Here is a 15,119-nt window from a genome sequence, read left to right as displayed (position 1 = left end):
ATCTGCCTGTGAAACCTCTACGACACATCGCGCTGGCGGTCATGCTCCCTGGTTTGCTTGCCGTCGGCTGTGCAAAGCCAAGTGCGCCGGGGCCATCCGATACGGGCGAAGCGACCGTCGCGCCGAAGCCGGCGGCGGCAGCGCCGCCGAAAGAAGTGACCGTCCGCGTTCTGGACTACGAGGGGATCCGGATGCTGGTCGAGAGCCAGCGGGGCAAGGTGGTGGTGGTCGACTACTGGGCGACCGATTGCCCCCCGTGCTTGAAAGAATTCCCCGGGCTGGTCGATCTCGACCGCCAATACGCCGACCAAGGAGTCGTCTGCGTGAGCGTCAGCCTGGACTATATCGGCTTGCCGAACAAACCGGCCGCCGACTACATCCCGCAAGTCAAACCGTTCCTGGAGAAGTTCGGCGCGACGTTTGATAACGTCCTCGCCGGCGACGACGTCGATACGATGCTCGAGAAGTTGAAACTCGGCTCGCCGCCAGCGGTTTATGTTTACGCCCAGGATGGCACGCTCGCCAAACGCTTTGACAATTCCAGCGTCTCCTCCGAAGAGGACGCGTTCACTTATGCCGACGTCGAGAGCCTCGTCGTCGAGTTGCTGGCCGCGAACCATCGTTAAATCGACCGCGGCCAGCCTCTCCGACTTTGGCTGCTAGCAGTCCGTTGATTTTCTCGACGGACTGCGTGATCGCACGGACGCGATCCCAAAATAACGACGTAAGTCGTTATTTTGCGAGCCGCGAAGAGCTATGCTCTGAGACTGGCGAGGTTGGAAAATGCCACGATGGCATTTTTCAACAGGCAGCTAGTGGCGAGTCAAACCGACCTACTGCGATACGGTAAAGTAGCGTACGCAGTGTTCTTGCACGCGGAGTTCGCTATTGGCGACGCCAGGAGTTTGCTGGAACAACAGCTCCAACAGTTCGCCGACGCGGTCGGGCAAAATACGATAGAAGTTGTGCTTGCCGTCACGGCGCGAATCGACCAGTCCCGCTACCCGCATCAGCGCCAAGTGGTGACTGACGGCCGGTTGGCTTTGGCCGAGCAATTCGCACAGGGTGCGAACATTCAATTCTTTCTCTTGCAGCAGGAAGCAGAGAATCCGCAAGCGGGTTTCGTCCGCCAATAGTTTGAAGAGTTGAACGAGATCTTTGGCCGTTCCGTCATTCAGCGGATCGGGGCCAGTTGGCGCCGGAGCCGGAGCAGGCGCTGTTTCGGCCGAGACGCTTCCGTTCTCGTTCGGCGGAAAGGTTCGCGGGGTGGCGGGGCGGTCCGATAGCGAGCTGTACGCGTAGTCTTGCGCTAGCGTCATGTGCTGAGTTCCTTGTGTGATACATCTACCGCGCACGGGGATACGATGGTCGTAAACCGTGTGCATCGAACAGCAGGATGCGTAAGCAAAACGCGGCAGATGTGACGCCGGGAATTGGCGAATGAGAAATCGCGACTCATTCGCGCGGCGCAACAAGGTTCCAACGAAGCGCGCTTGCGTATCAGTACTCCTGCGGTCCGACTAAAACAAAATCCGCAAAAGCTGTCCCATCTCGTCGAAACGATTTCCTTCGCGTCGACAAGCAAGCAAAAAAATTGTCTTCCTAGCTAGAAGACTAACAAATGCCTTGCGCCCGAATTGATGTGAGTACGTTTCGCATTCTAAGAATGTTCATGTGAAAACGGAATAGCTTAGATATTGAAACTCCACGGGAACCCGAAAACAAAAAAACTCTTGTGGAGAAAAAACTGCCACAGCAACAAAAAGGGCCAAACTACCTAACCATCATGGGGAAAACAGGTTGAGTTCCATCGGCCCGCCGCCTACATTCAGACATTAGGTCGTCGTATCCGCACTATCAAATGTTTGCGCAAAATCATGAAATTCCCGCTGCGCTATCTCCTTCCACTCGCTTTGCTGGGCCTGACGGCGATCGCGCTGGCGACCGTGCTCCAGTTCAGCGACCTCCCGCCGGCCGATTTTACGTTCGCCAATGGGACCGAAGTGAAGTCGGTTGACCCGAAGATGGTAACTGGAGTTCCGGAAGGACGGGTGATAGAGGCCCTGTTTGAGGGACTCTATCAGCGACTCCCCGATCCGGCTGATCCGACCACCATGATCACGGCCCCAGGACAGGCGACGTCTTACGAGTTGTCGGATGACAAGTTGACTTATACCTTCCACATTCGGGAGGACTCGGTTTGGACCAATGGCGAACCGGTTACCGCCCACGACTGGGTCTTTAGTTGGCAGCGTTTTCTTCACCCACAACTTCCCTCGGAATACGCCTACCAATTGTGGTATGTGAAAAACGCGGAGAAATACTCGTTATCCAAGGTCGAAGTCGGCGATCGGGTCGAGATCGAGATGGCGGACCGTTCGGGCCCTAAAATGTCGCCGGCGATCGATGGCAATTCCGAACAACATTATCCTCGCGGGACCATTCGCTCAGGCATTCTCCAAGAGATCAACGTAGTAACGGTCGGTGAAGACGAAAACGCCAAAACCGGCAAGTACTTCGTCGTGAACGTGCAACCGACCAAGGACGGCGAAATCGATTGGGATGCTGACGGCGAAACGCAAACGTTCGTCAAACTCTCGGAAGAAAACGTCGTTCTTAAGAAGATTCTGAAGGATGTGCCTGACGTCCAGCAAGTCAACTTCCTGACGGTTCACTGGGACGAAGTCGGCATCAAAGCGACGGACGATCATACGCTGGTCGTTACTCTCGCCAATCCAACTCCTTATTTCCTTGATCTGGTCGCCTTTTATCCGATGCACCCGGTCAACCGAACTTGCATCGAAACCTATGGCTATCCCAGGTGGACCAAGCCGGAAAACATCGTCTCCAATGGCCCATTCACGCTCGAATTCCGCCGCATACGTGATCGGATCCGCCTTCGAAAGAACCCCAAATATTGGGATGCGGAAAATGTGAAACTGAACATTATCGACGCGTTGGCGGTGCAGTCCGACACGACGATGTTGAACATGTACATGAATGGCCAAATCGACTGGGAAACGAGCATCCCGATTCCCGCTCTAGAGAAACTGCAAGAACGAGACGCCGCTCGCGATGAAGGTTCACTTCCTGACTTGCGAATCTCGCCGATGTTGACGACGTACTTTTACCGAGTGAACACGACTCGCCCGCCGCTGGATAATCCGTCGGTCCGCCGCGCTTTGAATCTGGCGATTGACAAAGAAGAAATCGTCAAATACATCACCCGCGCCGGACAGGTTCCTGCCGACAGCTTAGTTCCAACTGGTCTGCCGGGATATGCTGGCGGCCATACTGGCCAATATGATCCGAAGGAAGCGCGACGTTTGCTTGCGGAAGCAGGCTTTCCGGACGGCAAAGGCTTCCCCAAGATCCAGATTCTCTACAATACCCACGAAGCGCACAAAGACATCGCATCGGTGATCCAACAGCAGTTGAAGAAGAATCTGCAGATTGATGTTGAGCTGCGCAATCTGGAATGGAGCGTCTATCTCGCTTCGCAGAAAAACTTAGAATTTGATCTAAGTCGCGCTGCCTGGACCGCCGACTACCCCGATCCCAATACTTTTCTCGATATGTTTGTGACCGATGGCGAAAACAACCAGACAGGCTGGAGCAACGCTGAGTATGATCAGCTCATCCACGACGCACAATCCGAGCCCGATCCCGCGAAACGACTTGAGATGCTGAGCGAGGCCGAGCAGATTCTGATGGACGAAGCGCCAATCTTGCCAATCTACTACTATGTTTCGATGAACATCGTTCGTCCGTACGTCAAGAATTTCTACCCAAATCTTCAGGACTTGCATCCATTGCATATCCTGGAAATCGACGAGGCGGAAAAACAACGCATTTTCGCTGCGGAGGGACTTCGTTGACTCGTTTTCTAGTTCGCCGAGCAATCTGGATCTTGATCACGCTCTGGCTGGTATACACATTCAGCTTTTTCTTGATGCTCTCGGTACCTGGCGGTCCGATGTCGAGCGAACGCTCGTACCCGCCGGAAATCGAGAAAATGCGACGAGATCGCTTTCATTTGAACGATCCTTGGCCGGTCCAATATTGGCACTATCTGAGCAACGCCTGCTACGGCGACTTCCTCGCAAGCCAAGTGCTCAATGATTACGAAGTTAGCGAGATCATCTCAGAAGGTTTCCCGGTTAGCGCAACGCTCGGCATTTTGGCGATGGCATTGGCGTTGGTCTTGGGGCTTTCGGCGGGCATCATCTCGGCCCTCTGGCGTAATTCGCTCCTTGACGTCATGTTTCGCTCACTGGCCACCATAGGGATTGCCGTCCCTAACTTTGTGCTGGCGGGGATCGCAATCTTGATCTTCGTCTTCCAGCTGAAATGGTTCCCGGCGGCCGGTTGGGGTAAGCCGATCGACATGGTCCTGCCGGCAATTTGCTTGGCGGCGCCGTTCGCCGCGTATATCTCGCGACTGACGCGAACCGGCATGCTCGACGTGCTGGGACAAGACTACATTCGCACCGCCTACGCCAAGGGACTTATGTCGAGCACCGTCGTGTTAAAGCACGCGGTTCGCGGCGCCTTGTTGCCGGTCGTTTCGTACTTGGGTCCGGCGGTGGCCGGCATTTTGACTGGCTCGCTGGTGATTGAGCGGATCTTCTTCCTGCCTGGGCTGGGAACCCACTTCATCGAAGCGGTTACCCAGCGCGACTACACCACTTCGCTCGGGATCGTGATGGTTTCGACCGCACTGGTGCTGGTCATGAATACGCTGGTCGACGTCTCCTACCAGTTGCTCGATCCACGGATCAAACTGAAATAGCATTCCTCTGAACTCGGCTCATCCCCTTGAATTCGAAAAACCGCAACTTCGAAGACGCACTGCCGCCGTTAGATCGCTATCGTCAGATGCTAAACGACGCCAACGCGATTCATGGCGTGTCGCTTTGGCAAGACGCGTGGCGCCGATTGCGCCGCAACTGGGTGGCGATGGGAGCACTACTTTTATTAGTTCTTCTTAGCCTGTCCGCGATTCTAACGCCGCTCTTCCCACTTCAATCGCCTGTGGATCAGCACCTCAGCGATCGCTCGTTTGCAGCGCCCAATGGCGATCCGGCGACGCTTGGACTGGCGGAAATGACCGGCGAAGCCCTGGACGCGAAAATCAATACGCTCTGGAATAACCCCAGTGCGTTCGACGAAGCGCTTATTCGCTTGCGTCTCTCGATATTTGGCGACTGGGCGATCCCCAGCTATTGCGGCAATGACCACCTCGGCCGCGACCTGCTCTCCCGCTTGTTCTGGGGCGCTCGCGTCAGTTTAATCGTTGGCATCGTCGCGACGTTCGTCTCTCTGATCATCGGCGTTAGCTATGGCGCCATCAGCGGTTTTGTCGGCGGACATGTCGACGACGCAATGATGCGGGTGGTGGACATCCTGTACTCGATCCCGTTCATCTTCATCGTGATTTTTGTGGTGATGGTGATCAGTGAACCGTCGATCAAAGAAAGCTTGGAGTCGTTCGGCATCAACCGAATCGTGGCGTTCTACTTTCTGATCGGCGCCATTTACTGGCTGACGATGGCCCGCGTCGTTCGCGGCCAGGTGATCAGCCTAAAACATGAACAATTTGTCGACGCCGCTCGCACGATCGGCGCCAGCCCGGGCCGGATCGTCTTTGTGCACCTGGTTCCTAACGTGCTAGGCGTGGTGATCGTCTACCTGACGCTGACGATTCCGTCGGTGATGCTCTTCGAGGCGTTCCTCTCCTTCCTGGGGATCGGCGTCGAAGAGCCGAACGTTTCGTGGGGCTTGCTCGCCAACGAAGGGCTGAAGGTGATCACGCCGATCCGGATTTACTGGTGGCTGATCGTCTTCCCGGCGATCGCACTCGCCTCGACGTTGTACTCGCTCAACTTTCTGGGGGACGGCCTGCGTGACGCGCTCGATCCCCGCATGAAAAATCGCTAAGGAACCGGCATGGCGTCAACAAGCAACACGCACGAACCGCTCCTTCGCGTCGAAGACCTACGCGTCGAGTTCAACACCGACGACGGCCTAGTCACGGCCGTGCGGGGCGTCGACTGGGAACTGAACGCCGGCGAAACGCTGGGCGTCGTCGGCGAATCAGGCTCTGGCAAGTCGGTCACCTCGCTGGCGCTGATGGGGCTGATTCCGCAACCGCCAGGCAAGATCGTCTCGGGGCGGGCCCTCTATCGCGGACAAGACCTGCTGAAGATGTCGCATAACGAGCTGTCGCACATTCGCGGCAACCGAATTGCGATGATCTTTCAAGATCCGATGACCGCGCTCAACCCGTTCCTGACCGTCGAAGATCAGCTGACCGAGGTGACGCGGCGGCACTTGGGCCTCTCGGCCAAAGAGGCGACCTTCCACGCGATTGAAATGCTCGAGAAAGTCGGCATCCCGTCGGCCAGCAAGCGGGTCTTTGAGTATCCGCATCAATTCTCTGGCGGCATGCGGCAACGCGTGATGATCGCGATGGCTCTGTCGTGCAAACCCGACATTTTGATCGCCGACGAACCGACCACCGCGCTCGACGTCACCATCCAGGCTCAGATTCTGGAGCTCATGAAAGAGCTGCAGCTGCTGGAAGGAACCGCGATCCTGATGATCACGCACGACTTGGGCGTGATCGCCAACATCGCTCATCGCGTGCAAGTGATGTACGCCGGCCGCGTCGTCGAAAAAGCGACCGTCGACGAACTCTTCCAGAACCCCCGGCATCCCTACACGCTCGGCCTGCTCGAATCGGCCCCACGCGTCGATCAACTGGAAGCTGAACTGCGGCCGATCCCGGGCCAGCCGCCCGACCTTTCCAAGCTGCCGGCCGGATGTTCGTTCCGTCCGCGTTGCCCGTTCAGTATCGACAAGTGCAGCCAGGTCGACCCGCCGCTGGTCGACGCCAACGACGGCAGCTACGCCTGCCTGGTCAACATTGATGAAGCGCCGCGCCATGATGCGACGTCGCAGGTTAGCGAGGATCAATCGTGACGGTGGAAACGACAGTGGAACCGATTCTCGCAACGCCGGCGACCCCGCCGCTGCTTGAAGTGCGCAACATGAAGGTCCACTTCCCGTTTCGACGGGGAGGCTTGTTCACCGGCGAAACCGGCTTTGTCCGCGCCGTGGACGGCGTCAGCTTTTCGCTGCGGGAAGGGGAAACGCTCGGCTTGGTTGGCGAATCGGGCTGCGGCAAATCGACCACCGCCAAAGCGATTCTCAACCTCACTCCGCCGACCGAAGGCGCGGTCTACATCAACGGCCGTCGCGTGGACGGGCTGACGGGCGCCGCGATGCGTCCCTATCGCCGCGACGTGCAGATGATCTTCCAAGACCCGTTTGCGTCGCTCAATCCGCGCATGACGGTCGGCTCGATCATTGGCGAACCGATCAAAATCTACAATCTGGCTCGCGGGGTCGATCGCAAGTTGGAAGTGATGCGGCTGATGGAACTAGTCGGGCTCAACCCCCGCTACATCAACCGCTATCCGCACGAGTTTTCCGGCGGTCAGCGACAGCGGATCGGCATTGCCCGCGCTTTGGCGGTTCGCCCTCGCCTGATCCTGTGCGACGAGCCGGTCTCGGCCCTCGACGTTTCAATTCAGGCCCAGGTCGTCAACCTGCTGATGGACCTGCAGCAGAAGCTGGGACTGTCGTACTTGTTCATCGCGCATGACTTGTCGGTGGTTCGACATATCTCGACCCGCGTTGGCGTGATGTACCTCGGCCGCATTGTCGAGATGGCGCCGGCCGAAGCGCTGTACGAATCGCCGCAGCACCCCTACACGCAGGCGTTACTGTCAGCAATTCCGGTCCCCGATCCGGCGCTGGAGCGAACGCGTCAGCGCGTCGTGCTGCAGGGAGAAGTTCCTTCGCCTGATAAAGAATATCCGGGCTGCCCGTTTGCCGATCGCTGCCCGATCGTCGACGAGGTTATCTGCCGCAGCCAACCGCCGAAGCTAGAAGGTGGCGCGCACAAGGCGGCCTGCTTTAAGGTTGACGCGAGCTCGCTCTAGAGCGTTTTTCTGATAGCAGTAGCGTTTCTGGCGTTGGTGAGGCAAGCTGGTCAAGGCGACCGAAGCAGGCGAATCCTCAAGATTCGTCGATGCAGGTCAACGCCGACCAGCGCGGCCGCAACCAGCCACAACGCTAAAGATTGAAGAAAACCGCTCTAGGCGAACCTACGAGCGAGAGGCCGAAATTGGCGGCGAGTCGATCGAGTCGGCGCTGTCGTCGTGCCGCAAGATGGACGATCCGCCTCCAGAGCGGCGAATCTGTAGGTAGTAGTCGACGATCTCGCAGATCTCATCGACCTGGCTTGGCCCCGAGATGTAGACGTTGCTCAGTTCGGCCGCCGCCGAGGCGTCGGCCAGCAGATAGACGAGCACCCCTTTGCGCTGCGTCTGACAACTGTCGACGCTCCGCCATTGAATTCGGCGTTGGCCCCACAGATTCTTCTGGACGATGCCGCGCGGGCCGATCTCGAAGGTCGCCGGCAACCACATCCGCCACGACGTCAGCAATAGCAGCACCATACAGAGCAAGCCGAGTGACCAACTGCTCGACGCGTAATACGCGATCAGCCCCACCGCGGCGAAAGCGATCGCCATGACCCCCGTTTCCCACGGAGACTGCGTCAGCGGCCAGTGCTGCACCAGCAGCTCTGGTTGACGCGTTTCGTTTTGACGACTGGAGGGGCTCATGTCGCTATTCTAATTCAACGAAAGTGAAAACGGGCAGGGGTCCTGCTACGACCGAGAGTCGCCAGCTGGGGCCGAGGTTCGCAAGGCGCCCGAAATCATCCATGCCGTCATCCAGTAAAGCAGCGAGACTATCAGCAAAACAAAGGCCAGGAGCACGTAAAAATGATCCCGCAGCAACACAAAAGTGGGAGGTTCGGCGCTCCTGGGAACGCTGCGAGCTACCGGCGCTCCCCCCTCTTCCATCTCGGTTTGCACTTGTTGCCGAAAGTCACTCCATTGCTGTCGGCTGTCCGCCGTATCGAGCTCCGCTAATGCCCAAACCTGGGCCGATCGCATTGTCGCCGCAACCGCCGCAATCACCAGCAAATAACCGACGACAATCAGGCCTGTCCACAGGTTCTGCATGCTAGTTGCGTTGTTCTTCGGCAGGCGGCGCCTTCAGTAGGTCGAGCGAGCCTGCAATCATTGCCCGCAGTCCAGTCTTTAGCGTCGGCTCAACGTCCGGATAGTAAAACGGGGAATGCAGCGAAGGCGGCGGCTGCCCCAATTCGGCAAACCGGTCTAACCGCTTCTGGTCGACCGAGCCAAGCTGGAACATCAAGATCGGCACTCCTGCCCGGCCATAGCGGCCAAAGTCTTCGCCTCCCATCGACGGTTCGCACGGCTCGACATGGTCGTCCCCCAGCGTCTTGCGGAACACCTCAACCAGCTGCTTCGCCAATTCTTGGTCGTTGAACAGGCTCGGCGTTCCTTCGGAGTAAACGATTGTCGGCTCTGGCGCCCCGTAGGCTTGAGCAATCGCCTTGGCTCGGCGGATAATGGCGTCACGCAATTGCGACCGAACTTTGTCGCCATAGCTGCGAACGGTCAGCTGCAAGTCGCAGCGATCGCCGATCACGTTGTGCTTCGTGCCGCCATGAATCGAGCCGATGGTGATCACGGCCGGATCGATCGGCTTGATTTCGCGGCTGATGATCGTTTGCAGCGACATCACCAGCTCCGACGCCTGGACGATCGGATCGATTGTCGTGTGCGGATAGGCGCCATGTCCGCCGCGACCGCGTACGGTGATATCGACGCTGTCGACGTTCGCCATGGCGTACCCAGCGCGATAGCCAACGTTGCCGGCCGGCAATGTCGCCGAAACATGCAGGGCAAGCGCATGGTCCGGTTTCGGGAAACGCGTCAGCAGGCCGTCTTCCAGCATCGCTTTGGCGCCGCCGCCACGCTCTTCGGCCGGTTGGCAGATTACGACCAGCGTCCCTTGCCACAGGTCGCGATGCGAGGCCAGATACCGAGCGACGCCAATGATGTTGGTCATGTGAATGTCGTGCCCGCAGGCATGCATCACGCCGGTGGTGACTCCGTCGGCGGTGGTGATTTTTTCTTGCGACGCATAAACCAATTCCGTTTGTTCGGTGACCGGCAGCCCATCCATATCGCATCGCAACATCAAAGTTGGCCCATCGCCGTTTTTCAGGACAGCGACGACGCCATGCCCCCCGACGTCGGTCGTCACCTCATAGCCGGCGTCACCCAAAAAGCTCGCCAACTTCTTCGCGGTCTTCGCTTCTTCGAACGAAACCTCCGGGTGACTATGGAGATCTTTGTAGATTTCCATCAGCTGGGGCAGGTTCTGATCGACCCACTGGTCGGCGGTTTCCCCCCGCACGAGCGCCGGAATCGAGACCGCTATCCATGCAGCCAACAAAGCTGGAATGATTTGTCGTCTAGTCACGATTGCCGCTCCGGCGAGAAATTCTTCCGATTTTGTCCAAATGCTATTGCAAAGATTATAACTGCTTTGCTACCTTACGGAGGTCATCTAACGGTCTACATTTCATAAAGAGCGAGCCGACATCATCCAAACGGCTCGCTCATTTTTTTTGCTAGCGACTAATTCGCCCACTTCCCAGCGATCAGCAACTGCCTTAGTTGCGGCATCAGGCGGCGGGAAGCTCTCGCTCGGTGGCTCAGCACCGATTTGACCGCTCCACCCATTTCGCCGAACGTGCGGCGATACTCGATCAGCTCAAATAGCGGGTCATAACCGAACCCGCCGCTCCCACGTTCTTGGTACACAATGCGGCCGCGGCAGATCCCTTCGCTGGCCGCCATGATCTCGCCGCTGGGGGACGCCAGCCGCATACAACAAACGTAGTGCGCCGTCCGCCGGGCGTCGGCCGCGTCAGCCAGCTTTTCCAGCAGCAACTGGTTATTGGACTCGTCGGTCGCCTCAGGCCCCGAAAATCGGGCAGAATAGACGCCCGGCGCCCCTGCCAACGCATCGACGCACAGGCCGCTATCTTCGGCCAAAACCCACATTCCGAGGTTCACGGCTTGCTCGATCGCCTTTTTCTCGGCATTTCCCGAGAACGAATCGGCGTCTTCTTCGACTTCGATGGCGCCCGGCGATTGGGCCAGGGTTTGTAGCTCGATCCCTAGCGGCTCGAGCAGCGTCGCCATTTCGGCGCCCTTCTTTTTGTTGTGGGTCCCCAGTACCAGCAATCGTTTTTTCGCCATCGCTTCCTCGACCAATAAATCCATGCTTGGCCGCCAATGTAGCAGCGCCGCCGTGTTGACCAACCAGGGGGCCTGCGGAAAAAGAAAAAGGCCTCTCATCTGGTTGGATGAGAGGCCTGTGTGGCTTCGGTAGCGATCGATCGGAAGCAAGCGTTACTTCAGGAAGTTCCACTTGGCGTAGGAGGAGCCGACGCTCTTTTTCGGCACGGTGACCGGCACCGGCTGAACGTCAAACGGAACTCCATCGATCGTCTTAGGCGTGAAGTTGGCGGTTCCCGGAACCGGCGTAGCGCGGAAGTCATTGATGACTCGGTTGATCTGCGGATCGATTTCCATCTTACCATCGGACCGTTCGGTGCCGACCGAATTGAACGAACCGACCGTCACCATGCTTTCCGAGCGATCATGGAAGACATAGGCCGGAACCCCTTGTTTGCGCAACTTGGCGGTCAGGCGTTCCGCTTTTTCGGCGGCGACGGCCAACCGACTGCCGCTGACGATGTTTCCCTCGACAATTTCCTGGATCTTCTTGGCGTCAACTTCGGTGGCGCCGGTGAAGGTGGCGACCCGCACGCTATATTTGCCTTCGCAGTCGAGCAGGCTGTTGGCGACGCCGTCGTTCATCTTCAGCACGAGCGGATCAACTCCCTTTTGCTGGAAGTATTCGTCCGGCAGCAGCGGATTGCGGGAAACGAAGGCGTGCCCCATCGGACCTTTTTTTGCTTTCTCGTCGGTGGTGACCGCTTCGCGAATCTTGCGTCGCAAGTACTTAATCGCGTCGTGCTGTGACGTCTCCGAATTGTCGCCTGAAAGGCACTTGGGATGGGCTTTCTTGAGATCATCCAGCGCGTCTTTCAACTTGCTATCGTCAACCGAATCGAAGTTGCCGACCAACACCGCGATGCTGGTGTACTTCCCTTCGTCGGCGTATCGCATCTTCTTGCGTTCGCCGTATTGGTTGTAGCCAAGACCGTCGATCGTCTCCGTAAAGTCATACGATTGCTCGTAGACGTACGCTTCCATGTTGTGATCTTTGCGAAGTTCCAACACCAGATTGTGGGCGTCCTGCGCGGCGCCAGGACCGCTGAAGGAAGTCGCCATGATCATCCAGGGACCGTTGGAGTCGGTCAGCTTGTATTCTTCGTTCACATCCGCGTCGACGCTTTTGAACGGAATCAGGCGAGCCCAGGGGGGAAGCGCCAGCGCTGCCGCACTGGTCGCCAAAACAAGAACCGCCGCCAGAGTAAGTTGTAGGTTTCGCATCCTTGCTCTCAAATTCGCATGGACGTTGAGTTTGCCGCGACACAACGAAGCCGCGCGACCGGGGCGAACAGTAGCAAAATCCCCCCGGCCAGAGCAAGGCGAATCTTGAGCGGAAATCTGGAGAAGAAAGAGAGGGTGCTGCTAGCAGCAGTTGCCATGCCCTTACGGCGTCTTCGACGGAAGAGCATGAAGATATAGGAAGCCGGGGCTCAATGTGGGTTAGCATTTGAAGATGTTCAACGTCTCGATGCCTTCCAACAAGGAGCCCGGCCGTGGCCTATTTTATCGCGTTTGATACACATTGCGAGTTTACTCAGATCGCCGTCCTGAATTCCCGAGGGAAGGTGGTCCAAGAGATGCCTTGCGATACCGCCATTCCAGCCCTGATTGAGGCGCTCGAAGCGTATCGACGGCCGCGGGAATTGACCTTCGAGGAGGGGCCGCTGGCTGATTGGCTGGCTCGCAATTTACGTCCTTACGTCGACCGGTTGGTGGTCTGCGATCCGCGGAGAAACGCCTATGTCGCCAAAGAGGGGGACAAGGATGATGCGATTGATGCGAAGCGGCTCGCGCAGTTGCTTCGCGGCGGATTTCTCAAGGAGGTTCATCAAGTCGACTCGGTCGATCGAGCGTTACTGAAACTGCACGTGGCGTTTTATCACGATCGGGTTCGCGAACGCGTTCGACAAGGGAATCAACTAACGGCGTTGCTGCGTCGGCAGGGCGTTTTTACTTCGATCGGCAACGTGCTCGATCCTGAACAACGACAGCAGTTGTGGAAGAAGCTGCCGCGCCGCAAAGTGCTGCACGAAGACCTCGATCTTGTCCTGAAAGTCTACGAACTGTTGCTGCAGCAGGAGGAAGAAATCAGAGCCAGGCTCATTCAACTCGGTCGCAAAGAGCCGCCGATTCGCCGCTTTTTAGAGGCGCCGGGCGTCGGCCCGATTCGTGCGGCGACCTTTTACGCTTACATCGACACGCCAGACCGCTTTCGCAGTAAATCGGCCCTGTGGCGTTACTGCGGGCTCGGTCTCGAGCGACGTCATAGCGGCAGCGGTCCGCAACGCGTACGACTTAGCAAACGGGGAAGTCGCCCGCTGAAAAGCGTCCTGATCGGCGCCGCCAGAACCGCCATCGCGCAGTCGGGCAGCCCGTTCGCAGAAAAATATCGCCACTGGACTCAAGAGAAAGGACTAAATCCCGCGACGGCTCGTCGCAACGTGGCCCGCAGCCTGGCGACGACGTTGTGGAGCCTGTGGAAAACTGGAAAAAGTTATGATCCGGCGATCGCCAGTTCGTAAGACGAATCGTTGAGCCTGGAATGAAGTTGAAACCGCAGCTAGAGCCAGGAGCGGAGTTCCCGTGGCGCCATTGAACCTCGAGTTCCCGAGCATGAATGAACCCGCTCCCTTCCGAACAGGAAACGCTCCGATATCCGCATAGACCTCCGCATGGAAGAGTCTCCAATAGGTGCCTGGGCGAACCTTAAAAGCCCCTGACATAAAGCGGACAAAAGCGAACACGACTCTCCAGCCCAACGACGCAACGTCAACCGAACCAGCAGCGTCCCAAGATCAACCGTTAACCTACAAGCCCCTTCCCCTGCAAAAAAGAAAGAAGGGCGAAGGCCCGGAGAGGGTCTGCCTTGACAGGGGACTTCCTATAGGTGGCGCCAGTTACGCGGCATCTACTTCTAGATAATCCCCGCCGCTTCGCGGATCCGATTTACCAACTCTTCGTATCGCGGCTTCGCGACCTGGCAGGTGACGCCAACTTGCTTCCCCTTCTTTTCGTTGTCGCGCGAAACGAGCGACGAAAAGATGACGATCGGCAGTTGGGCCAACTGGTCGTTGCTGCGAATCTGCTTGGCAAGACTAAAGCCGTCCATCCGCGGCATTTCGACATCGGTCACCACGACGCTGACCGCCGAGCGAATCGTCGACGCGTCATGCTCCGCCGACAGACTCTGCAGGTAGCGAAGTGCGTCTTCGCCATCGGTGAAGCCGCGGACGTTGGTAAATCCGGCCGCTTCGAGCGAATCGCTAATCATCTCCGAGATCATCCGCGAATCTTCCGCGAACACGATCGGGCAATCAGCCGCTTCGATACGTTCGACTTGATGATCTTCGACCGACGAGGACTGGTCGATGTGACCAATTTTGTTGCCGATCGTTTCGAAGTCAAGAATCTGAATCAAGCGCCCGTCGAGCAGAATCACGCTGGTAATCGGCGCGGTCATGCCGGGCGCTTCCGGCAGCGGCTTGGTCGCCTTCCAACTGACGCGATAGATCCGTTGAATTCGCTGGACGCGGAAAGCGAGTTGCTGCGAATTGAATTCGAGTAGCAACATGTAGTCTTTGCCGGCCACTTCGGGGAACTCTTCATCTCCGTAGAGATAGTGGGCGAGATTCACCAAGGTAACGACCTCGTTACGAATCTGCGCGAGCCCCTCAATCGAAGGATGGCCATGCGGAATGGCGGTCACTTCGCCAATTTCCAACACTTCTTTGACCTTGGCGACGTTCACGCCAAAGTACTGCTCCCCGACCTGAAAAACTAGAATTTCCGCTTCGTTGGTGCCGGCTTCTAACAGGATACCGGTCTCTTTCGCATTCGATGTCGCTGTCGCCACGGGAT

14 protein-coding genes are annotated in these 15,119 nt (G+C 57.6%); 7 read left to right on the top strand and 7 right to left on the bottom strand.

Annotation, left to right across the window (positions count from 1 at the left end; genetic code table 11):
* Nucleotides 1–8 precede the first annotated feature (8 nt).
* On the top strand, nt 9–626 hold the full coding sequence (locus tag Enr8_RS21320; protein ID WP_186767779.1) for a TlpA disulfide reductase family protein: 618 nt from the start codon (nt 9–11) through the stop codon (nt 624–626).
* 207 nt (nt 627–833) lie between these two features.
* On the opposite strand, the gene Enr8_RS21315 is transcribed toward Enr8_RS21320, so the two are convergent.
* The gene (locus tag Enr8_RS21315) at nt 834–1,319 is read right to left on the bottom strand and encodes an ArsR/SmtB family transcription factor (RefSeq protein ID WP_146435573.1); all 486 of its coding nucleotides are present in this window, start codon (nt 1,317–1,319) and stop codon (nt 834–836) included.
* Between the two features lie 558 nt (nt 1,320–1,877).
* Here Enr8_RS21315 and Enr8_RS21310 point away from each other — a divergent pair.
* The 5 genes from Enr8_RS21310 (at nt 1,878) to Enr8_RS21290 (ending at nt 8,009) form a co-directional block, all read left to right on the top strand.
* On the top strand, nt 1,878–3,878 hold the full coding sequence (locus tag Enr8_RS21310; protein ID WP_146435570.1) for a peptide ABC transporter substrate-binding protein: 2,001 nt from the start codon (nt 1,878–1,880) through the stop codon (nt 3,876–3,878).
* Nucleotides 3,875–4,792, top strand: coding sequence for an ABC transporter permease (locus tag Enr8_RS21305; protein WP_146435567.1), 918 nt, complete (start codon nt 3,875–3,877; stop codon nt 4,790–4,792). The genes Enr8_RS21310 and Enr8_RS21305 overlap by 4 nt, the downstream gene beginning before the upstream one ends.
* A gap of 86 nt (nt 4,793–4,878) precedes the next feature.
* Nucleotides 4,879–5,940, top strand: a complete 1,062-nt coding sequence (locus Enr8_RS21300) for an ABC transporter permease (RefSeq protein WP_146435839.1) — start codon at nt 4,879–4,881, stop codon at nt 5,938–5,940.
* A gap of 9 nt (nt 5,941–5,949) precedes the next feature.
* Nucleotides 5,950–6,984 (top strand): ABC transporter ATP-binding protein, encoded by a 1,035-nt coding sequence (locus tag Enr8_RS21295; RefSeq protein ID WP_146435565.1) that lies wholly within the window; start codon nt 5,950–5,952, stop codon nt 6,982–6,984.
* A 68-nt stretch (nt 6,985–7,052) separates the two neighbouring features.
* Nucleotides 7,053–8,009, top strand: a complete 957-nt coding sequence (locus tag Enr8_RS21290; protein WP_186767797.1) for an ABC transporter ATP-binding protein — start codon at nt 7,053–7,055, stop codon at nt 8,007–8,009.
* Nucleotides 8,010–8,174: 165 nt separating this feature from the next.
* Here the strand turns inward: Enr8_RS21290 and Enr8_RS21285 are convergent, their stop codons facing one another.
* From Enr8_RS21285 to Enr8_RS21265, 5 genes are all read right to left on the bottom strand, one after another.
* Entirely contained in the window at nt 8,175–8,696 is a 522-nt protein-coding gene (locus tag Enr8_RS21285) for a hypothetical protein (protein ID WP_146435561.1), read from the bottom strand.
* A gap of 45 nt (nt 8,697–8,741) precedes the next feature.
* Nucleotides 8,742–9,101, bottom strand: coding sequence for a hypothetical protein (locus Enr8_RS21280; protein ID WP_146435559.1), 360 nt, complete (start codon nt 9,099–9,101; stop codon nt 8,742–8,744).
* A gap of 1 nt (nt 9,102) precedes the next feature.
* Nucleotides 9,103–10,434 (bottom strand): M20 metallopeptidase family protein, encoded by a 1,332-nt coding sequence (locus Enr8_RS21275; protein WP_246120192.1) that lies wholly within the window; start codon nt 10,432–10,434, stop codon nt 9,103–9,105.
* 158 nt (nt 10,435–10,592) lie between these two features.
* The gene (gene rdgB, locus Enr8_RS21270; RefSeq protein WP_246120191.1) at nt 10,593–11,243 is read right to left on the bottom strand and encodes an RdgB/HAM1 family non-canonical purine NTP pyrophosphatase; all 651 of its coding nucleotides are present in this window, start codon (nt 11,241–11,243) and stop codon (nt 10,593–10,595) included.
* A gap of 129 nt (nt 11,244–11,372) precedes the next feature.
* Nucleotides 11,373–12,482 carry a hypothetical protein gene (locus Enr8_RS21265; protein WP_146435557.1) on the bottom strand — a complete coding sequence of 370 codons (1,110 nt, stop codon included), beginning with the start codon at nt 12,480–12,482 and terminating at the stop codon, nt 11,373–11,375.
* 272 nt (nt 12,483–12,754) lie between these two features.
* Between Enr8_RS21265 and Enr8_RS21260 the strand changes: the two genes are divergently transcribed.
* On the top strand, nt 12,755–13,783 hold the full coding sequence (locus Enr8_RS21260) for an IS110 family RNA-guided transposase (RefSeq protein WP_146429833.1): 1,029 nt from the start codon (nt 12,755–12,757) through the stop codon (nt 13,781–13,783).
* A 392-nt stretch (nt 13,784–14,175) separates the two neighbouring features.
* Here the strand turns inward: Enr8_RS21260 and Enr8_RS21255 are convergent, their stop codons facing one another.
* On the bottom strand, nt 14,176–15,114 hold the full coding sequence (locus Enr8_RS21255; protein WP_146435555.1) for a chemotaxis protein CheV: 939 nt from the start codon (nt 15,112–15,114) through the stop codon (nt 14,176–14,178).
* Nucleotides 15,115–15,119 lie beyond the last annotated feature (5 nt).

The organism is Blastopirellula retiformator (assembly GCF_007859755.1).
Lineage (GTDB): Bacteria > Planctomycetota > Planctomycetia > Pirellulales > Pirellulaceae > Blastopirellula > Blastopirellula retiformator.
This window is presented reverse-complemented; position numbering and strand designations above follow the sequence as displayed.